Here is a 19,885-nt window from a genome sequence, read left to right as displayed (position 1 = left end):
TAGAAAAGTGAATGATTAATTTTCATTTAATATTCCATAATTTCACTGAAAATCGATTTATTTTTTCAAATGATGTCTTAACATGTCTCCATTTTATGTCATATTTGTATCTAACATTAGATATAGATATAAACTAATTCTCATTTAAATCATTTATTTAGAAAAATAAGCATTTATAATACCTTTTTTACATATCGATAAAAAGATATATATAGAATGATCGACATGAATTTTTATTATGATAAGGTTAGAAGATATTTCTGGGAAGTTATATGAGCTGGAAAAACTGGGCGGTTTAAGAGTTCTGACGTTGCACGTTTTATCGAAGTCCCCTAAAAATGGCGTGGAAATTATGGATTCCATTGAGAAACATCATGAAATGATACGAGAAATGACGCATAATAATTATGATAAACGTTTGGATAAAGCATTAAGACCTTCATCAGGTGCAATTTATCCGTTACTTAAAAAATTAGAAGCAGAAGGTCTTGTATTGAAGGGGGATGAGGGTAAGTATGAGCTGACTGAAACTGGGTTTGAAACCATCCGTAAACTAATGGGAAGTTTATGGTATTCCATTGATAAACCTTTAGAACGCGGTGAAATTGCGATAGATACAGCTTTAAATGAAATAGATAGTTACATTGCCTTATTATCTGATTTTAAAAAAGAAAAATTACAATCTAAGAAAGAAAATATTAGAATTTTAATTGAAAGGTTAACGGAATTAGAAGATTCCCTTAAATAAATATTTGGACTTTTTAAATATTTTTGTGAAAAGATATTTTTATCGGAGTTGATGTTTTTGGAGTATAAATGGACTGCAATGTTAACGGTTATTATAGCAAGCCTGATTGGAAGTATAAACATGAGTATTATACTCATTGCTCTTCCAGCTATATTTAATGGTATACAGATTAATCCACTGGATTCATTTCAGTATCTACTGTGGATTATAATGGGTTACACGTTATTGACGGCTACTTTACTTCTTTCTTTCGGCAGGCTCTCAGATATTCACGGCCGTGTGAAAATGTTCAGGTGGGGGTTCCTGATATTCAGCGTCGCCTCTGTACTACTATTTTTGACACCATCAACAGGAGATGCCGGTGCAGTAGAGATCATTGTATTTAGATTAATACAGGCTGTAGGAGCTGCTTTGTTTATGGCAAATAGTGCAGCCATAATAGCTGATGCATTCCCATCAAATGAATTAGGAAAAGCATTAGGTATAAATACCGTTGCAGCTATGTCAGGACAGTTCATAGGATTGGTTCTGGGAGGTTTACTAGCGGTATTCGATTGGAGGTACGTGTTCTTAGTTAGCATACCCTTCGGAATTATTGGAACCTTCTTATCATACTATAAATTAAAAGAATTATCTATTAAATCCATTAAAACCAAAATTGATTACTGGGGAAACCTCACATTTGTTCTGGGTGTAACACTACTACTCATTGGTGTTACTTATGGACTAATGCCCTACGGTAACGATCCTATGGGTTGGAGTAATCCATGGGTGATAACATCCATGATACTGGGGGTAGCTGCATTGATCTTATTCCCATTCATTGAAAATAGGGTTGAATCACCTATGTTCAGACTGGACTTATTTAAAATTAGAATGTTTACATATGGAAATCTGGCGGGTTTTTTAGGTTCATTAAGCAGGGGTGGTGTGATGTTCCTGCTCGTAATAATGCTGCAAGGCATCTGGCTGCCTTTACATGGTTACAGTTACGATTCCACTCCATTTTGGGCGGGTATTTACATGCTGCCATTAGTAGGGGGAATGAGTATTATGGGACCATTATCAGGTATGCTGTCTGATAAATATGGATCCAGGTTAATAGCCACTACTGGAATGGCAATTTCCACAGTAGCTTTCCTATTATTAGCTGTATTACCTTATAATTTCAGTTACATAGAATTTGGTTTAGTACTGTTAATGATGGGAATAGGTTTTGGAACATTTGGTTCACCTAACAATGCTTCTATAATGAATTCTGTTCCTGCAGAAGAAAGGGGAGTGGCCTCGGGGATGATTTATACCTTTATGAATACTGCTTTTACAGCTAGTATGGCTGTATTCTTTACCATAGTTATAGTGGGAATAACTCAAAGATTCCCTGGAGAAATAACAAGTTCATTAACCAGTATAGGTGCTGTTAACTTAGTACCATTACTAAGCAATATTCCAGCAACAGGTGCATTATTTTCTAGTTTACTGGGTTATAATCCAGTTGGTACAATACTAACAAGTTTACCCGCACCAATCGTATCTAATATACCTCCATCTACTTTAAGCACTTTAACGGGCACTACATGGTTCCCAACCATCTTTGCAAAAGCATTCATGCCGGCACTACAAATATCATTTTATATAGGTGCACTGTTAACAATTATAGCTGCCGTACTATCGGCACTTAGGGGTGAAAAATATATACACCAACAGGAAAAACCAAATGGGAAGTTAGGTAATGAAGAAGAAATAGACTTAAAAACTCAAAGTTAACTATTTTTTTTCTTTTTAGTTTTAATTTAACGAGTTAAATCCTTGAAACACTAATTAGATTTGTAGAGTTGAAATAGAATAAATAGAAAGTTTAGATAAATATGTTTGATAAATTTATATTGAAATGGGTTTTACTTATCTGCATAACTTAATAACTGTATAACTTATAAATTTAATAAGTAAATAAAACATTGATTTTATAGAAATAGTTTATTTAGCAGTTCCTTTTATTAAAAAAGGGCATAAAAGAGGTAAAACAGGTAAATTTTCCATATTATTTTCAATGGTGTAGGGATGTGTTAAAAGTAAAAAATGAATAAGTTATTCACTTATTCATTTCTTAATTCTTTTACTTCCCTCCAAATTTCAGGATATTCTTTTTCCAGGTATTCCTGTAAAACCTTGGAAATTTCCTTACTGATACTGAACTTGGGTTTAGTTTCTTTAAGATAATTCAGGACAATTTTAGATTCCGGGTCCCAGAATGAGATTCTGGGCTGATTTTTAATTTTATCGTGAAGTTCCTCAAGTAGTATTGCATTAATTTTTTCAGATGCAAATTCTGATTTTTGAGATTTTTTCTTTTCTCTTCGCTCTAACATGGATCCCATGTCTGAACCTAACCCTCCTTTATTCATTGTTCTCCCTCGCTAGAAATTCATCTGCCAGTTCAATGTAGGCTTTACTACCTGCACAATCTGGATCATAGATGATCACTGGTTTATTGTATCCTGGAGCTTCAGATACCTTAATGTTATCTGGAATGGTGGTTTTAAATAGTTCGTTTTTAAAATATTTCTGCACTTCGGCTTTAACCTCTTTACCTAATTTTGTATTGGCTCTAAATTTAGTTATAAGAACTCCTTTAATTTTTGTAGGACTGTTGAGGTCTTCTGCTATAATATCAATAACTTCAAGCAGGTCTACCATTCCCTCTAGCGCAAATGGGTCGGCTTGGATTGGTATAATTACGCTGTCTGCTGCCGTAAGCACATTTGTGGCTATAATGTTTAATGTGGGGGGCGCGTCTATGAAGATGTAGTCATAGTCCTCCTTGATATTTTTCAGTTTACTTTTTAATACTGAAATGGGGGAAGTTTGAGCATTGAGATACCCTTCAATACCTGAGAGTTTTATGTTTGATGGAATTAATTCCAGCCCTTCATATTCAGTAATCCGTACTGCATCTTTAGCGTCGATTTTCTCGTGAAGTACGTCTCGCATAGTATTTTTCATTTCCCTTTTCATCAACCCCAGATAGGTCGTTGCATTACCTTGGGGGTCAAAGTCTACTAGTGCTATTTTTTTACCCTTTTTTGCCAGTGCTGTAGCTAAATTTACGGCAGTGGTTGTTTTTCCACTTCCTCCTTTCTGATTAAGGACTGCTATAATTTCTGCCATGCATTTTCTCCTTTTTATTAAGTTAATGTGTTATTAATGTATAACTGATTAAGTTACTAACTTATGTGGTTGTTAAGGTATAACCTGGTTAAGTTACTAAGTTATACCTTACTAAGTTACTCATAGTTTGAGTATTTAAATATAAAAAGATTTCTACAAGTTACAGATATTATTATTAATCAAAAGTATAATTCTGTACAAAAATAGGCATTAAATACCAATTTATATTCAAATTAGTATTTAATAATGTATTTAGTGGATTAAAGATTTTATTTTGTATTTTAATATACTTAGTAAGTTTATTATCCAATTTTTGGGATTAAAAAAACTATTTTTTAGATTTTATTTTGATATAAAATACTATTTATTATTGTAAAAAGATTATATTGGGCTAGTATGATATATATGATATCTAGTGATAATTAGGTACTGAAGGATATAATCACCAAATATTTAGGGAGGATTTCATGGATCTATTTGTTAAAGAGACAGGCAAAGAAAATGAAGAGTCAATAGTTTTTATAACTGGTGGCGGGCTATCTGGCTGGATGTGGGATAAACAACGGGATGGATTTACAGATTATCATTGTTTAGTCCCTGATCTTCCTGAACATGGAAAAAGTAAGCATGTAGCTCATTTTACAATTGAAACAGCTGCAGAACAAATTATAGAACTTATCAAGGATAGGGCGCATAATGGAAAAGCGCATATAATTGGAATATCCCTCGGCGGTCAGTTAGTGATACAGATTTTAGGTATGGCACCGGAAGTTGTAGATCACGCAATGGCAAGTGGAACAGTAGTACGACCTTATTATGGAAGGTTTGCTTTAACAATGATGCCTTTGAGCATCATATTTCGTCCTTTTTTGAAATCTGATTTTATATTAAAGAAATTTCTGGAAAATGGAAAGATACCCCTCGAATATTTGGAAAATTATAGAAAAGACATAATGGAGTTTAACACTTACGGCCTTACTAAACGTATGTTAAATGAAAATGCAGCATTTAGAATTCCTAAAGGATTATGTAAAGTAGAAAACTCGGTTTTAATAGCTATGGGTGAAACAGAATGGGAAATAGTGCATGAATCTGCTGAGGACTTGAATAAATGTCTTGCCAATTCTCAAATCTTCAAAGCTCCAGGTTTATATCATTTATGGAATTTACAATCACCAGAGCTTTTTAATAAAACAGTACGTGCATGGCTAAATGATAAAGATTTTTAAGGGGTTACAAAAAATAAGAATAATAGTTCATTTTTTTTCTAAATTTTGCTTACATATTACCTCAGTAGGGCAGGTGTGAACACTGACCATTTTAATAGATTCAACATTGTTAATTATATTTTGTTCAACCTCATGGGCTATTTTATGAGATTTTTCAAGTTTTAAATCTTTATTTAATTCAATATGCAGTTCAGCAGATGCATAAGGCCCCATATTATTCACTTTTACATCATGGACGCCTTTAACACACTCCGATGTTAATGCTGCACTTTTAATATCTTCAATCAGCTCTTTTGAGGGTATTTTACCCATTAACGTGTTAAAATTGTCCAGTGCTAGATGCAAAGCTGTATTAAGTATTATTATGGCTATAAATACTGAAACAATAGTATCTATGATGGGTATTCCAAATTGAGATATTACGACCCCAATTAGAACAGTTACGCATGAGAATATATCCACTCTTTGATGTTTCCCATCAGCTATAAGCGCAGGACTATTAATTCTTTCTCCAGATTGTGTAAGATAGGTACTCATTGTATAGTTTATACCTATTCCAATTGCAGCCATTAGGGCAGCTATCAAACCTGGAGGTGCAACTATTTCTCCAAGAATAATTTTGGCATAAGCTCCATATATTATCTCATAAGCCACGATTAATAGAAACACGACAATAATAAGTCCTACAATAGGCTCTGCTCTACCATGACCATACTGGTGTTCTTCATCCGCTGGTTTCATACCTATTTTAAAACCTATAAATGCTATAACTGAAGTTAAAACATCAGATAATGTGTGAAAACCTTCAGCTACAAGCGCGGTACTTCCCGAAAATATCCCAACGATTATATTAAATATTGTAAGGAATATATTTCCAAATATGGCGACATAAGCTGCTTGTTTACCTACTTTTTCTCGCTCTGATGCATTCTGCAATTTGCACCCTCCAAATGTGATCTTATTTTTATTTTAATTGTTTATGCTATTTTAGATTTAATGAATTTAAATGCACCAGTTATGTTACTAATTCAAATGGTATAAACTAATTAAGCATAGATATGCGTTTTATGGAATTTACTAACATTATTAATATTAATCAAGGATTATACAGTAAAATAACTGCATGAAATCTTTAATTTTTAAACTAAATACCTAATACTAAACTGTTTTAGATTGCCAAATGTAAGTAATAATAAAAATATAATATATAACAATACATTTGTATACGTGTTTCAAAATAATATTTTGGGGGTTAAAATCATGATTTATATAAATAGTGAGACTGTAAAATGTAAAAACTGTGGAAATAATTATGCTATTCCTAAAGCAAGCAGAATAAAGGTATTAACCAGCGAAAATTTGGAATTAGAAGATAAAACTAAATGTCCATTTTGTGGCGATTCTAATTTTGAAGCTGTTTAAATGCGTGTACTTTTTATGGAAATAGCAGGGGGATGTAATGGATTTTTAAATGTTTTATTGTATCTTATTTAAACCATCTTGCATATTGTTGTAACTGTTCGTATTTACGTGGAAAATAGATTTAAACATGATTTTTAAAATCCTTGAAAAATAATTCAAATCATAAAATTTAACGAATAATTTAAAATGTCAATATTAAAACAAAAGAAACATTGATTTTAATCTTCGAATGTAACGCCAATTTCTGGTCCCTTGAATGTATTTAAAACTTTTATTTTAGCCTTATTTAAATCCTTATGGCTTATTTTTGCATCTAGTTCTATGCTTTCGATTATATCATTAAGATCTTCCTCGAAGGTTAAAGAATATTGTGTTTTATATTTATTTAAAATATTAATTAACTTTTGATATTCAGTTTCTGGAAGTGGCATGTAATAAACCTCCGTTAATTTAATTGGATAATTCAATTTCAAATGATATTTTCTTATAAAATACGAAACTAAGTAATAAAGTATTGTCTTTATGTAATATATATTTATTGGAAATCAACTTTTAGGGCCATTTATGTTGAATTGCAAATGTGGAAAGGGATGCCATATGTGGTTGTTAATAAGAGTTAATTTTAGAGGTTCATTACTTATAAAATAATCTGCTGCTGATTTAAAATCATAAGTAAATTATTAAAACTGCATTTTGAACATGTTTAGACTATTTAATTTATGTATCTATTAAAAACCTATTTTAAATGGCATTATATGAAATTAGAAAAATTAAAAAATATAAAATGTTAGCCCTAATGGGCTATTTATTAAAAAGAAATGGATTTATTTGGCTATATTTTAGCTTAGAATAAACCACTTTCCTTTAATTTTTCTTCTGTCCACTGGGCGCGTTTATCTACTTTTTCTTTGATCAACAATGTTAGAACAAAGGCTAAAATTGGGAATACTGTCAGGTAAATGATATTGTACCAGTATGTGCTCCATATAACTCCTGCAACTACTTCCCTTAGAGCTCCAACTCCATATGTAAGGGGTAAATATGGATGTATCATCTGGAAAAATGGAGGCAGTATCTCCAGTGGGAAAATTCCCGCTGTTGCTGTAATTTGCAGCACAAGTATTATGATGGCTAGTGCTTTTCCAGCGTTTCCAAAAGCAGATGTCATTGAATAGACTATTATCATGGCACATATACCAATATACAGTGTGGTCAAAACAAACAGCAGCGCTGATGAAATCTGCACATGCAGGTATAATGACCCAATTGCAACTAGTAATGCCTGCAGTATGGCTATTATTATGAAGATTCCCATTCTTCCAAGATAAACACTGGCGGCATTATATATTCTGCCTGTTTTTACCCGCATGCTTATCATTGCAACGGCTATGATACATCCTATCCACAGTGATATTGGTATATAAAATGGGGCTAGAGCAGATCCATAGTTATCCACAGGATACATGCTTTCTTTATCTAATTCTACTGGGCTTTCGAAGTAATTTTTAACATCACCCTGGTTGGTATCTGAGAATGCTATTAATTGGTCTATATCTGCCACATTTATTGAGTTTAGTTTGGCTGCAGCTATGGGTATGGCACTTTTAACTGTAGGCCATTTTGAGTTGACTAAACTTAACTTGGCCGCTGCGCTGTTAATTTTTTGATTTATGCTTGCTTTGTTAGCTACTAATGTATTTACTCCATCGTCCATTTCGTCGATTAAAGTTTTTAATTGTGCTAATTCTCCTTTTGGATTTTTACCTTCTTTTATAGCAGTTTCTACTTTTTGTAATACAGCTAATGCTTGATTTCCATAGCCAATATCAGTTTCAATTTGTGTGATGATTGGTTTTAACTGAGCGTCCCCTGTTGCATTGTATAAGCTGGTTAAAATAGCGTCAACGTATTTAAGGCCAGTTATAGTTGTGTTTAACTGTGTTTCCATGTTTTGAACTTTACTTAAAGCTGCTTGAGGATTGGATTCAATTTGATTATATAATGAATCATAATTTTTCCTTATAGCATTGGAATAGTTCTGTATCTCTGGTAGTGCTGCGCTAACTTTGGGCCATATTTCTTGTATAGTACTCATGTCTGAATTTGCTTCTGATATATCTGAGTTTATAGCACTTATTTTTCCGTTCAGTTCATTTACAAATGATCTTAGTTTAAGGAATTCTGCTTTGTTTTCCTTAGCTATGTCCCCTACATCACTGAGCTTACCAAAAATAATTCCGTCCACAGTTTTAACTATCTCATTGTTAATTTTAGTTTGTACTTCATCAGCCCCTGCATTTGTAAGCCTTGGGGCGACTGGATTTAATTTATCATTAACTAGGTATTGTATTTTAGCCTGTTGGGGGGTTGTTGTTTCAATGGAAAGTAAATCTTCACTGAAATTATTTGGAATTATTAATGCAGCATAATATGTTCCATTTTTAACGCCATTTAGGGCAGTATCTTTGTCAACAAACTGCCAGCTGAAATTTTTATTATTTTTTAATTCATCAACTAATGTGTTTCCAACATTATAGTGCGTACCATTAGTATTATAACCTGAATCATTATTAACTACTGCGACTTTAATATTCTGAGTTTCGCTGTAGGGATCCCATGTTGCTTGCATATTAAGTAATGCATAAAGTGCAGGTATACAGATAATTACGAGTAATACAAATATGACTACTGGGTTGCGTATAATGGCTTTAATATCATTTTTAAAGATTTCTGTTATCCCTTTTATCATTAATCTCCGTCCTTATTTTTAAATAGTTATATTGAATAATTATGTGAATAATCAAGTGTGGTAGTTATGCACATGACAACTACGTAAAGAAATATATAAATGGCCATTAAGTATATAAACTTTTTGATAGTAGTTATGTTAAAAACTACTTATTAGATGATCTTTACAAATTTCTGTAAATATCGTATATACTAAAAAAAATCTTTAAAAGAATAGTTAATGGTTTTATAATGTATATACTGGAAATTATCATAATTTTCAGTATAAAATAAATTAAAGTATCTTCTTTGGCTTATTTTAATGGCACTTCTGGAGTGTGCTCCCATACTGCACCAGCTATTATATTTACAAGGCCTATAAGATATGGGTTTTTTGATGTAACGCCAGACTTGGTCTTTCCAGGATATGGGGGTACAAACATAAATTCATTATTATCAATGAATATAAATATTGATTTAGCATACTGTTCTGGAGGTAAAGGGAGGTTATCTAAATATTTAGAAAGATCCCCGAAGTCTAAAACATCTATTTCCTGCCCATCATGCACAGTTAAGTTTTTTAAGTTGTAACGACTTGCAATGGACGTGTCCTTCCCAAATATTAATAATTCAATTTTTAAGTCTTTGTTATTTACAAAAGAAAGGAAATCTATATATTCTGTAGGGAGAAGAACCTTTATTGACTTTTTGGCTTTACTTATTAACTCTTCCATGCTGTGTTCAACATTATTTCCGCCGAAGAGAGTCCATATGATTTCAGAATCTTCCGCCTCTAAATTACTTTTTTCAAGATGCTCTAATTCTTCTAGGGCACTTTTTTCTGCATTTTTATGGACTTCTATCAGATGTTTAAGGGCTATTTTAGGTGGGGTGGCCCTGTAAATTGCAGGTTTGGAACTAACCATCATTACCAGGCCCTTGTCCATCAACCCTTTTAAACTTTGATATACGCTTGGTTTAGGCACGTTTAAATATTCATATATACGTTTAACTTCTGCACGTTCAAATAATACCAAAGTAGAGTACACTTTAGCCTCGTATTCGGCTAATCCCATGGTTTTCAATGATTCGATAAGGTTGGTTGATATTTCATTCATATTAATAGATCCTAAAGTTAGTAGTTTTTAACTAAACTAATATAGATCAGTCATAAGGATAAGAATTGCGGTTGTCAAAAAATAATATAGATCTGTATTTTACAAATTCGAGCTGTTAATATAATTCAAACTTGATTATAAATAATTTAAAGCTATTTTTCTTTCATTGATTCTATGTACCAGTCTATAATTTCTCGGGATATGCTCATCTTTGAAGGCAGCTCTGGAAGATTATCAATACCGAACCATTTTGCATCTGTTATTTCATAGTTATCAACGCATATTTCACCGCTTTCATACTCTGATATAAATCCAATCATCAATGAATGGGGAAATGGCCATGGTTGACTTCCAAAATATCTTATGTTTTTAACCTTTATACCTACCTCTTCTGTAACTTCTCTTTTTACACATTCTTCAAGGGTTTCCCCAGGTTCTACAAATCCTGCAATAATACTGTACCAGTTTTTGGGGAAATTACTGCCACGAGCCAGGAGAATTTTATCATCCTTCAATACTGCGGTTATTATGGCTGGAGAGATGCGGGTGTAACTTATGAATCCGCATTCTGGACAGATTTTTGCATTTTCACCTTCCAATGCCTCAGTTTGAAAGCCGCATCTACCGCAGTACTGGTGCGTCTGATCCCAATTTACAATCTGAAAAGCTTTTCCAGCTAGAAGGAATACATCTTCATCTAAAACGCCGTATAATGAACGAAGCTCTCTAAAATCCATTTTTTTCAGCTCATCTGTATCAGAATTGACTTCTGCAGAGTAACAGGGATGCCCATCCAATGTTCCAAGATAATGGGTTCTAATTGGAAAAATATCAACTTCTTCTATATTTTTTGTGCAGGGGATCTTAATCTTGTTATGGGTTATCAACATTTTATTCTGGTTAAACACGAACCAGTATGCGCAATTATCATTTTCGGGATCTGGAATAACTGCAGGAATGTATCGATTATAAATGCTTTCTCTTGACATAATTAATAGTAATTTAACATTTTGATAAATAATTATTCGCATATGATGTGCAATTTGTTTAATTAATAATACTGTAAATTTTGGCAGACTTTAAAGTCTCAAAATATAGGTAAACAATTTTTCATTATTTCAAAATGTTTACCCCCTATTTTTAAATAGGAGAAAAAATAATATAAATAATCTTCAAATCTCAAATTTACAATTTAAATTTTTCTATTTAATTGCAATAAAAAGAAACATATATGTAGATAAGACATAAGTAACATTGCTTATTTTACCTTATCTCCATTGGAAAATTTTAAATAAAAATGGAGAAATGAAGTTCAAGGCGTAAGACTGTATAATTAAATTATAAAAAGGAGAGAAAAATTAAATGGTAGATGCAGAGTTTTATGAAAAATTAATTGAAATATCAAATTTTATGGAAGAAAAAGGCGACGGAATTAGTTATATTCGTAATGAAGCTGATTATTATACCATTGGAACAAGAAAATACAGTGAAGAAATAGCCAAATATCTTGATGAAAATGTGGAAAAATGGGAAGGTAGTGAAGACTACATAAACGAGAATAAAAAGAAAGGAAAGAGATCTGAAACCGCAAAAAGAATTGGTTATATCTGGAAAATTCCACTGACTGCAGCAAAATAAATGTTAACTTGAATAATTAACTTTTTACGGGCTAGGACCTATTTACGCTCATGACTTGAATATTATTCTGTATATCTTTTTTTATAGTTGTTTAATTTATTAAACGAATCAGTACAGTTTACACATGTCATGAATGAGCGTAACATGTTCAAGTCCAATAATCCTTAATTTTGTTGAATATTAATATCAGCTTGTTAAATATCAGTTTTGTTAATTAAATATCTGATAAAAAGTAGGCTTGCATTGAAATTACTTGGCAACTGGCCTTATAACTAATTAGATAATCTATTAATTTTAGAATTATAAAATAAGGAGAGATTATAATGGTATTTTACCACTATCTCTCATTGAAGCTAACCTGCTGGTAATTATGGTCTTTGCTATTAAAAGGTCATGATTTTTCCCTTTACACACAACAATTTCCGCTTCAATTTGTTTAAGTAGTTCTTTTAGCCCTTTAGGGTTGCATCTGCTCGCTTTTTTTAATAAATCCTCTGATTCTTTTTTGTTTTCTGTGTTTTTCCTGAATTTCATTTGTGGTCATTCCAATTTTTAATATTAGATACAATTTAACAGTATAAATGGAGATTAATTAACCTAAATGGATGAAAACCTCCATTTTAGTTAACTTTTATTAAAAAAGAAATATGAATCCTGATTTAAATGGTAAAATCTGATTCTAAATAGATATAATCGCAATATAAAGATATAATGAAGATGTTTCTAATCAAATATAAACTTTGCGACTCCAAAAATTAATAAGTTCATGTGTATTTAGAATACATAATCATGTTATTTTAGCTATGTTCATATCTGTGATCATGTGCATGAATATACTTTATGTTAAATTATAACTTGTATGTGGAATTATCTTAAAAATATGTGGAATACTGAAGTATTCCACATGAAATATATTCTGCACAACTTGGAACATGAGTGTTTAACTATTAAATGACTATATATTCTAGATTTAATTTTAAAATAGTTGAATGAACTTTTTTTATTAATTTAATTTCTATTTTAAAAAAATAGATTTAAAAGTCAGAATTTTTATTAATGAAAAATTTAAAAAATTAATTAAGTTTTAAAGAGAAAAAGATTTCTCTTTAAAGAGAGGTTTTATAAGAATTTTTAGATTTTATTTGCTGAGTTGTATTTCAATGGCTGAAACGTTACTGTTTGATCCTTCCATGTTTGATACTTCTTCTGTGCTGATATCTATAGCTCCTACTTCCGCTTCGGTTATAAATCTGTTCCTTACAATTTCAGCAACATCAACTGCCCTACTTATGGCTCTTCCTCTGGCCTTTAACATAACTGATGGAACGCCACCATTCATTTGAGTTACTACAGCTAGAACATAGTTCATTACAGGTTTATTTCCAATGTATACAATATTTTCTTCTGACATCTTTTTAACCTCCAAAAATGAAGATATTTTTGGGGCCTGCAAAACAAAGCCTGTGAAAATTGAAAATCTTTGATTTTCAAACTCGCAAATTTCATTTGCGAGAATTGAAAATTTTCATGGCGTCAAAATCTTTGATTTTGACAGTTTTGCGGCCGAGGAAACAAGTTTTTCCCGGTTCAGAAAATCCTCAAAAAATTCATAGAATTTTTTGGGAGCCCTCGAAAACTCCGTTTTCGGGGCCGGGGAAACTTAGTTTCCTCCGGTTAGAAAATACTATGTATTTTCTAAAATCTCAAGAGATTTTCTTCAACCTCCAAGAAAAAAAACTTCCAGTATTACCTTATTTGGATTTAATATTATATACATTTATGTATTTAAGATTCATATTGTGGGATTAATAACAGGTTAAAAAGTAATCGATGATGGTATACATAATGTTAAGATTAATCTTTAATTCTAAATCTTTTAAAATGTTTTTTAGTAGGGAGAATATATCTTGAAATAATAATTAAATTTATATTTTCACGTTTTTATGTTCTTCTAATTTGTAGATTTACTTGAAAATAGTTAATTAGTCTTTTTATCTTAAAATATAATTATTCAACTTCTAAATCATAAATAAACTTTAAAAATAATCTTTTAAATTATAATGAAAAATAATGGGGTTAATACAAAAAGCAAATTATATAGAAATTAGGCTAATTGAATATTAAAAATTCAATTTCTGCAATGCAGGCCTTAAATCTATATTAATATATTTTTCTAACCCTGCTATCATGTCCTTTGCTTCTTTCATTCTTTGTACAAGTTCCATTATCTCTGCAGGCTCTAGATAGTCCCATAAAGAGCTGTCATTTTTTAATTTAACTATGATATTCCACCAATTTACTACGGTTTTTTTCATATCTATCACCTCGAAATTTTGATTAAAATAAACAGAATTATTAATATAATGCCGGTACATTTGAAGCGGCGTAATTAGTACAGATAGTTATAAATCAGTAATATACTAACATATTGTATCTAAATCATTAATAAGCTTTTCTATACATTTATAATAGTATTACATTCTCTGGCTATTTGTTATTATTTTAATTAAAGTATTTGACCTTTCAAATTAATTTTATTACATTTCAAAATTCTGACAAAGATCTAAAACGTATTTAAAGAAAAATAGTTGGTTTTTTGTTTTATTTTGATAAAGAGGGGGTTCAAAAATTATATCTCGTAATGGATTACAGCTAAATACTGATTTTTTAAACCTTAATAACATATTAATTGTTGATTTGAATGAAAACTTTGATGAATTAGTTGATATATATAAAGTTGACAAAATAAGAATCATTTAAAGAATGTTATAATAAATAAAGGTGATATTGAGCTTAATTTTATACAATAACCAGTATAAACTGATATTAATATAATTTTATGAAATAAAATTAGTTATTTAACTTTGAATTTAGTTACAATTCTTTTTGGATTTTAATTAGTTGAATATGTTTGTCAGTTTTTTTTAAGTCTTCTTTAACTTCATCATCCAGAACTTTTTTATGTTCAATTAATTTTACGATTTTATTGTGCATTTCTTTATTCTTCTTGTCCATATATTCCAGTTCTTTTTTGTAATTTTCTAATATATATTCAATATTATCTAAGTAATGAATATCTGCTTTCTTTTGTTCTTTAAATGTTTTCAATGTGTTTTCTATTATGTCTAGATAGCCTTCCTCTATGCTTTCTGATTTTTTAACTATCTGTTTATCATTCATTTTTTGATCCGACATAATACTATTTTTATAAATAATAATATTAAAAATTTTGTACTTTTGGTTCATTAATTTCTGAATTTATTTTAAAAGAAAGATAAGTACTTAGAAAGGATGTATCTTGTTAATACCTATTTAAATAATGTTTTTGATTTAATTGACTAAATTTTACACTAATCTGCTTTTAATTATTTAATTTTAAGGAATGGGGGCATATTAAATGTACGATAACTATTTTTTGATTTTTAAATTCTATTTTACTATCTGCTCTAATTAAACCTTTAATTTATATAGATGTAACTCTAATCATAGTATAATACAAATAATTACATATTTTAATAATTTTGAAATTATATTAAATTAAATGAAGGACTTTAAATGTGTATAAAAGTTTTAATCGTTGAAGATGAAGTAATCACAGCTTTAGACATTAAGATATCACTAGAAAAGTTAGGATTTGAAGTACTTTCAATTGAAGATACTGGAAAAGATGTTATCAACAAGATAAAAAAGTTAAAACCAGATCTAATTTTAATGGACATTGTACTTAAAGGGGAACTGGATGGTATAGAAACTACAAAATTAATTAAAAAACGTTTTGATGTTCCGGTAGTATATTTAACCGCTTATTCTGATAAAAAAACATTTGAAAGGGCTAAATTAACTGAACCCTATGGGTTTATTGTAAAACCAGCCGGTATTTATGAACTAAAATGTAACATAGAAAATGCTTTTTATAAATACAAATTAGAAAAAAAATTAAAAAAACAGGCTGATTTGCTTAATCTCACTCATGATGCCATAATTGTCCATGATATGGAAGATAAAATTACTTTTTGGAATAGAGGTGCTGAAGAAAGGTATGGCTGGCATGAAGAAGAAGTTTTGGGGGAAGTTACTCATGACTTACTTAAAACTGAATTTCCAGATTCATTAAATGAAACATGTGAACGTTTTCTTTCTAAAGGTTACTGGGAAGGTGAATTAATTCATACAAAGCGCAGTGGTGAAAAGATTATAGTTTCCAGTAGGTGGGCATTACAGAAGGACGAAAATAATGCCCCAATTGGTTTTATGGAAATTAACAGCGATATTACAGAGCGTAAAAGGGCTGAAGAATCATTAAAGGAAGCACATGATAAACTGGAACTAACGGTTCAGAAAAGAACAGCTGAATTGAATATTCTTATAAATGAACTGAAACGCTCCAATGACGAACTGAAACAGTTTGCCTATGTCACTTCCCATGACCTTCAGGAGCCACTTAGAACAATAGCTAGTTTTACACAACTTTTAAAGCGGCGGTATAATCATAAGTTAGACGAAGATGCAGATGAATTTATAAATTATATCGTAGATGGTGCAAATCGGATGCAAATAATGATTAAAGCATTATTGGATTATTCGAGGATTAATACAAGAAATAACGAATTTAAACTCTCTGATTTCGAAGAAATTTTAAATCAAACATTAAATAGTTTGAAAATAGCTATTGATGAAAGTAATGCAGTAATTACAATAGATCCACTTCCTACCGTAATAGTAGATGATAAACAAATGATCCAGCTTTTCCAGAACCTTATAAGTAACGCAATTAAATTTCGTAAAAACCAAGGAGAAATGAAAATCCATATTTCTTGCAAAAAAGTAAGTACTAACTATATATTTTCAGTTGCTGATAATGGAATAGGCATAGAACCGCAGTTTAGAGATCGTATATTTGAAGTATTCCAGAGATTGCATACTCGAGATGAATATTCTGGGACTGGAATTGGACTTGCAGTTTGTAAAAAAATAGTTGAACGTCATGGGGGACAAATATGGGTTGAATCAGAATTTAAGAACGGATCAACGTTTTATTTTACTATTCCTTCTGATTTTAGGGTTAACTAAATTCAAGTTAAGTGGGACATCCTTAGCCATACATAACCTAATAAAATAACTAAATCAAAATAGATTGTAGTTACGATGATTGCTACATAACTGCTAAAATAAGATAGCTATCACATTTGATGTGCAAACAGCCATGAAAAAGACATGAAGTGCAGTTAATCAGTTAAGGGGATGGTTAATGGTGTCATAAGTAACATCTCACTAAAAAAACCATAAGAAACAGTTCTTCATCTCATTTTTTTTAGTGATATATGATGGTGAGTGATCCACAAACTCTTGCATCTCATGATCTTGTAAAACTATATAATAATATTGCTGAGATGTATTTTCATTTTAGATTCGATTTTTATGGGTCATTTTAAGTTCTAAAAAGTAAATGTGGTATTTGATCTGATTTTGATTTTAATTTGGCCGTATTTTTTGCTTTACTTAACTGTGTTAAAATGAGGTATATCTGTAATTGGATACTTTTTAATACAAATAAGCATAAAATTATTACATATAAGATATGAGGTGATAATGTGAAAGAGGAAATGATGATGGGAAAAATGAAAGAAATGATGATGATGGAACAAATGATGAAAAAAAAGATGATGACTAAAGAAATAATGGAAATGCTCTCAGATGATGACAAAAGGAAACTTTTAGCCATGAAATTGGATCTTAAAATTGATATGATAGGGCAAAAACGTGAGATGATGGAACATAAAAAGAAACTTATGGCTGCTAAATTAGATATGAAGAGTTCTATGATAGAAAAGAAACTTGAGATAATGAAAGCGATCAAAGAAATGTTAAAATAAAAATAACTCGATAAACTGATAAAGGTCAGTAACTATTTTTATTGGCCTTCATTATTCTATTAAAAACTAATATCATCAAGTTTTTTAAGTTCTGGTTAATGATATTGATTATTATAATAAATTGGATGATAATTAAAGGAATTAATTATGTTTAAATAATTTTGATGCCATAAAATAAAAAATGGTGGATTAGAAATGTTTTTATATATTGTACCTATAACTTTGAAAATTATAGACATACCATGGATCCGTTAAAAATTGTAATTTTTGCAATGCAGGGCCTAAATGGATACGAATGTATCTGTCTAGCCCGACTATCTTTTCTTTTGCTTCAGTTACTCTCTGCAGGATTTCTACTATTTCTGCAGGTTCTAGATAATCCCATGTGGATTTATCGTGGCTGATTTTGTTTATAATATTCCACCAATTAACTGATTTTTTACTCACATCATCAACCTCCATTAATTTTGATAAAAATAATAAGAATAAGATCATCGTTAGAGGGGACTATCATGTTAATAATAGCTGAATATATCGAAGTTATAATAAGTTATAGAATATGATTATTAATATTGGTTTTAATGTCTTATATTTTTTTCCTGTTAATCCAGTACATACAAAGTCACCTGAATTAAAAAAGCATTAAATTTTTGTTAAAATAATCTATAAGTTCGGGGGATAACATCAAAAATTTTAGAGGATCAATTAGTTTAAATTGAAATGAGGAATCTAAAAGTTAATATTAAGCTTTAAAAATGTTATTTTATATCTCTCATTTCTATTGCTTTTACAACTAAATGGAGATATGCAGTAAATGGACAGTTAAAAATAGTATCCAAATAATAAATAACTATCAAATTAATTTACAGAACATTATTTATAATTATCTGACAAAAATTAGGTAGGTGCTATTAAATTATCATTAATTAAGTTCTCTAATTTATTTATTTTATAATAATACTCACTGAAATCCATTATATGTCTGTTGATAAATTCTTCTAGTTCCTTTTTATCTTCAGGAACTTTTCTACTTGGAAATGTTATAATCATTTCAATAATAATTTCTTTTTTATTTTCAATATTAAATTCACCTTTACAATCATATTCTAAATACATTTCATATTCATTTAGTTTTTCATACATACATTCCAGAGATTCTTCTTTTAATTCGTTATCTGTAAAGCTGAATTTAATTGGAGTAATTAAGTTACTACCACTATCTAATATTTTGAATTCTCTAAACTCCAACATGTTATTTACCTCAAATAGCAAGTACAAACTTGTAATATTATTTAAACTAGTTTAAATTTTGAAATCGAGGTGTTATTCTATATTTAAAATTAAGAATTCCATCTTTGATCTCAATGTAGTCCTACTAAAAAATTTTTAAACATTCATGTCCTGAAGGTGTGAATTAATGTAATTTCACGTGTATCGTTGATAAATACATGTTTTTAATTATTATATTCAATTATAATTTAACTAAAATATAAATTCATGCACATAGACATGAGTGTTTTAAAAACTCATTTTACTTTTATTAATTTTTTATATATATAATTAATATCTATTTTCAGGTACTCAATTTAGTTTAGCTTATAAAAATATTTTTTAGTGATTAAAAAAAATTTTAAATCAAAATGTAAGCTCATTTACTCATAAATGCATTTAAAAGGGCCACATACATTTTTTAAGATATAACTATGTTCTTATCAGATAAAATATGGCCCCAATTATTTTTTGGCGAACTTATATCCAACATAAAAAGCAAAAAGAAAATAAGTAAATAAATGGGGATATGCAGCTGTTCATAAATTTATATTGTTGAAGCGAGATTAAGTAAATTTGGGGATGGTGCATTATTTTATTAAAATTTAAGAAGGTCAATTTGATTTTATGTTGAATTAATAATTAAAACTGTAAAATTTGATTCAATTTACGCCGGATCTAAAGAACGAATAG

The 19,885-nt window shown here is 30.0% G+C and carries 20 protein-coding genes; 7 read left to right on the top strand and 13 right to left on the bottom strand.

Features of this window, described 5'->3' with window-relative positions:
- Window positions 1-238 precede the first annotated feature (238 nt).
- Both AAGU07_RS03785 and AAGU07_RS03780 read left to right on the top strand, forming a co-directional pair.
- Window positions 239-748: a PadR family transcriptional regulator gene (locus tag AAGU07_RS03785; RefSeq protein ID WP_342457873.1), complete on the top strand. Its 510-nt coding sequence runs from the start codon at window positions 239-241 to the stop codon at window positions 746-748.
- 57 nt (window positions 749-805) lie between these two features.
- Window positions 806-2,515: an MFS transporter gene (locus AAGU07_RS03780; protein ID WP_342457872.1), complete on the top strand. Its 1,710-nt coding sequence runs from the start codon at window positions 806-808 to the stop codon at window positions 2,513-2,515.
- A 329-nt stretch (window positions 2,516-2,844) separates the two neighbouring features.
- Here AAGU07_RS03780 and AAGU07_RS03775 read toward each other — a convergent pair whose 3' ends face one another.
- Both AAGU07_RS03775 and AAGU07_RS03770 read right to left on the bottom strand, forming a co-directional pair.
- A complete protein-coding gene (locus AAGU07_RS03775; RefSeq protein ID WP_342457871.1) occupies window positions 2,845-3,153 on the bottom strand; it encodes a hypothetical protein in 309 nt (102 codons plus the stop codon).
- Window positions 3,146-3,916, bottom strand: coding sequence for a ParA family protein (locus AAGU07_RS03770; protein ID WP_342457870.1), 771 nt, complete (start codon window positions 3,914-3,916; stop codon window positions 3,146-3,148). Before AAGU07_RS03770 ends, AAGU07_RS03775 begins: the two co-directional genes overlap by 8 nt.
- A gap of 467 nt (window positions 3,917-4,383) precedes the next feature.
- On the opposite strand from AAGU07_RS03770, the gene AAGU07_RS03765 reads away from it, so the two are divergent.
- Window positions 4,384-5,145 (top strand): alpha/beta hydrolase, encoded by a 762-nt coding sequence (locus AAGU07_RS03765; protein WP_342457869.1) that lies wholly within the window; start codon window positions 4,384-4,386, stop codon window positions 5,143-5,145.
- Between the two features lie 27 nt (window positions 5,146-5,172).
- Here the strand turns inward: AAGU07_RS03765 and AAGU07_RS03760 are convergent, their stop codons facing one another.
- On the bottom strand, window positions 5,173-6,081 hold the full coding sequence (locus tag AAGU07_RS03760; protein WP_342457868.1) for a cation diffusion facilitator family transporter: 909 nt from the start codon (window positions 6,079-6,081) through the stop codon (window positions 5,173-5,175).
- Between the two features lie 324 nt (window positions 6,082-6,405).
- Here AAGU07_RS03760 and AAGU07_RS03755 point away from each other — a divergent pair, with 324 nt between their 5' ends.
- Window positions 6,406-6,567 (top strand): hypothetical protein, encoded by a 162-nt coding sequence (locus tag AAGU07_RS03755; RefSeq protein ID WP_342457867.1) that lies wholly within the window; start codon window positions 6,406-6,408, stop codon window positions 6,565-6,567.
- Window positions 6,568-6,785: 218 nt separating this feature from the next.
- Here the strand turns inward: AAGU07_RS03755 and AAGU07_RS03750 are convergent, their stop codons facing one another.
- From AAGU07_RS03750 to nudC, 4 genes are all read right to left on the bottom strand, one after another.
- The gene (locus AAGU07_RS03750) at window positions 6,786-6,998 is read right to left on the bottom strand and encodes a hypothetical protein (protein ID WP_342457866.1); all 213 of its coding nucleotides are present in this window, start codon (window positions 6,996-6,998) and stop codon (window positions 6,786-6,788) included.
- A 413-nt stretch (window positions 6,999-7,411) separates the two neighbouring features.
- Window positions 7,412-9,316, bottom strand: a complete 1,905-nt coding sequence (locus tag AAGU07_RS03745) for a YhgE/Pip domain-containing protein (RefSeq protein ID WP_342457865.1) — start codon at window positions 9,314-9,316, stop codon at window positions 7,412-7,414.
- A 292-nt stretch (window positions 9,317-9,608) separates the two neighbouring features.
- On the bottom strand, window positions 9,609-10,412 hold the full coding sequence (locus AAGU07_RS03740) for a helix-turn-helix domain-containing protein (protein WP_342457864.1): 804 nt from the start codon (window positions 10,410-10,412) through the stop codon (window positions 9,609-9,611).
- 152 nt (window positions 10,413-10,564) lie between these two features.
- Entirely contained in the window at window positions 10,565-11,401 is an 837-nt protein-coding gene (nudC, locus tag AAGU07_RS03735; RefSeq protein ID WP_342457863.1) for an NAD(+) diphosphatase, read from the bottom strand.
- 373 nt (window positions 11,402-11,774) lie between these two features.
- On the opposite strand from nudC, the gene AAGU07_RS03730 reads away from it, so the two are divergent.
- Window positions 11,775-12,050, top strand: a complete 276-nt coding sequence (locus AAGU07_RS03730; RefSeq protein ID WP_069584057.1) for a hypothetical protein — start codon at window positions 11,775-11,777, stop codon at window positions 12,048-12,050.
- A 318-nt stretch (window positions 12,051-12,368) separates the two neighbouring features.
- Here the strand turns inward: AAGU07_RS03730 and AAGU07_RS03725 are convergent, their stop codons facing one another.
- The 4 genes from AAGU07_RS03725 to AAGU07_RS03710 form a co-directional block, all read right to left on the bottom strand.
- Window positions 12,369-12,584 carry a hypothetical protein gene (locus AAGU07_RS03725; RefSeq protein WP_069584056.1) on the bottom strand — a complete coding sequence of 72 codons (216 nt, stop codon included), beginning with the start codon at window positions 12,582-12,584 and terminating at the stop codon, window positions 12,369-12,371.
- 604 nt (window positions 12,585-13,188) lie between these two features.
- Window positions 13,189-13,461 (bottom strand): DNA-binding protein Alba, encoded by a 273-nt coding sequence (albA, locus tag AAGU07_RS03720; RefSeq protein ID WP_342457862.1) that lies wholly within the window; start codon window positions 13,459-13,461, stop codon window positions 13,189-13,191.
- Window positions 13,462-14,170: 709 nt separating this feature from the next.
- Entirely contained in the window at window positions 14,171-14,365 is a 195-nt protein-coding gene (locus AAGU07_RS03715; RefSeq protein WP_342457861.1) for a hypothetical protein, read from the bottom strand.
- 559 nt (window positions 14,366-14,924) lie between these two features.
- Window positions 14,925-15,230 (bottom strand): hypothetical protein, encoded by a 306-nt coding sequence (locus AAGU07_RS03710; protein WP_342457860.1) that lies wholly within the window; start codon window positions 15,228-15,230, stop codon window positions 14,925-14,927.
- A 375-nt stretch (window positions 15,231-15,605) separates the two neighbouring features.
- Between AAGU07_RS03710 and AAGU07_RS03705 the strand changes: the two genes are divergently transcribed.
- Window positions 15,606-17,120: an ATP-binding protein gene (locus tag AAGU07_RS03705; RefSeq protein ID WP_342457859.1), complete on the top strand. Its 1,515-nt coding sequence runs from the start codon at window positions 15,606-15,608 to the stop codon at window positions 17,118-17,120.
- Between the two features lie 521 nt (window positions 17,121-17,641).
- Window positions 17,642-17,923, top strand: a complete 282-nt coding sequence (locus AAGU07_RS03700; RefSeq protein ID WP_342457858.1) for a hypothetical protein — start codon at window positions 17,642-17,644, stop codon at window positions 17,921-17,923.
- 201 nt (window positions 17,924-18,124) lie between these two features.
- On the opposite strand, the gene AAGU07_RS03695 is transcribed toward AAGU07_RS03700, so the two are convergent.
- Window positions 18,125-18,370, bottom strand: coding sequence for a hypothetical protein (locus tag AAGU07_RS03695; protein ID WP_342457857.1), 246 nt, complete (start codon window positions 18,368-18,370; stop codon window positions 18,125-18,127).
- A 450-nt stretch (window positions 18,371-18,820) separates the two neighbouring features.
- Window positions 18,821-19,174 (bottom strand): hypothetical protein, encoded by a 354-nt coding sequence (locus AAGU07_RS03690; protein WP_342457856.1) that lies wholly within the window; start codon window positions 19,172-19,174, stop codon window positions 18,821-18,823.
- Window positions 19,175-19,885: the final 711 nt, after the last annotated feature.

The organism is Methanobacterium sp., assembly GCF_038562635.1.
Lineage (GTDB): Archaea > Methanobacteriota > Methanobacteria > Methanobacteriales > Methanobacteriaceae > Methanobacterium_D.
This window is presented reverse-complemented; position numbering and strand designations above follow the sequence as displayed.

What these genes read in the sequence shown, in the direction of transcription:
- AAGU07_RS03785 (WP_342457873.1), top strand. Translation starts at nt 239, where the DNA reads ATGATAAGGTTAGAAGATATTTCTGGGAAGTTATATGAGCTGGAAAAA.
- AAGU07_RS03775 (WP_342457871.1), bottom strand. Translation starts at nt 3,153, where the DNA reads ATGAATAAAGGAGGGTTAGGTTCAGACATGGGATCCATGTTAGAGCGA.
- AAGU07_RS03770 (WP_342457870.1), bottom strand. Translation starts at nt 3,916, where the DNA reads ATGGCAGAAATTATAGCAGTCCTTAATCAGAAAGGAGGAAGTGGAAAA.
- AAGU07_RS03765 (WP_342457869.1), top strand. Translation starts at nt 4,384, where the DNA reads ATGGATCTATTTGTTAAAGAGACAGGCAAAGAAAATGAAGAGTCAATA.
- AAGU07_RS03755 (WP_342457867.1), top strand. Translation starts at nt 6,406, where the DNA reads ATGATTTATATAAATAGTGAGACTGTAAAATGTAAAAACTGTGGAAAT.
- AAGU07_RS03750 (WP_342457866.1), bottom strand. Translation starts at nt 6,998, where the DNA reads ATGCCACTTCCAGAAACTGAATATCAAAAGTTAATTAATATTTTAAAT.
- AAGU07_RS03745 (WP_342457865.1), bottom strand. Translation starts at nt 9,316, where the DNA reads ATGATAAAAGGGATAACAGAAATCTTTAAAAATGATATTAAAGCCATT.
- AAGU07_RS03740 (WP_342457864.1), bottom strand. Translation starts at nt 10,412, where the DNA reads ATGAATGAAATATCAACCAACCTTATCGAATCATTGAAAACCATGGGA.
- nudC (WP_342457863.1), bottom strand. Translation starts at nt 11,401, where the DNA reads ATGTCAAGAGAAAGCATTTATAATCGATACATTCCTGCAGTTATTCCA.
- AAGU07_RS03730 (WP_069584057.1), top strand. Translation starts at nt 11,775, where the DNA reads ATGGTAGATGCAGAGTTTTATGAAAAATTAATTGAAATATCAAATTTT.
- AAGU07_RS03725 (WP_069584056.1), bottom strand. Translation starts at nt 12,584, where the DNA reads ATGAAATTCAGGAAAAACACAGAAAACAAAAAAGAATCAGAGGATTTA.
- albA (WP_342457862.1), bottom strand. Translation starts at nt 13,461, where the DNA reads ATGTCAGAAGAAAATATTGTATACATTGGAAATAAACCTGTAATGAAC.
- AAGU07_RS03715 (WP_342457861.1), bottom strand. Translation starts at nt 14,365, where the DNA reads ATGAAAAAAACCGTAGTAAATTGGTGGAATATCATAGTTAAATTAAAA.
- AAGU07_RS03710 (WP_342457860.1), bottom strand. Translation starts at nt 15,230, where the DNA reads ATGAATGATAAACAGATAGTTAAAAAATCAGAAAGCATAGAGGAAGGC.
- AAGU07_RS03705 (WP_342457859.1), top strand. Translation starts at nt 15,606, where the DNA reads ATGTGTATAAAAGTTTTAATCGTTGAAGATGAAGTAATCACAGCTTTA.
- AAGU07_RS03690 (WP_342457856.1), bottom strand. Translation starts at nt 19,174, where the DNA reads ATGTTGGAGTTTAGAGAATTCAAAATATTAGATAGTGGTAGTAACTTA.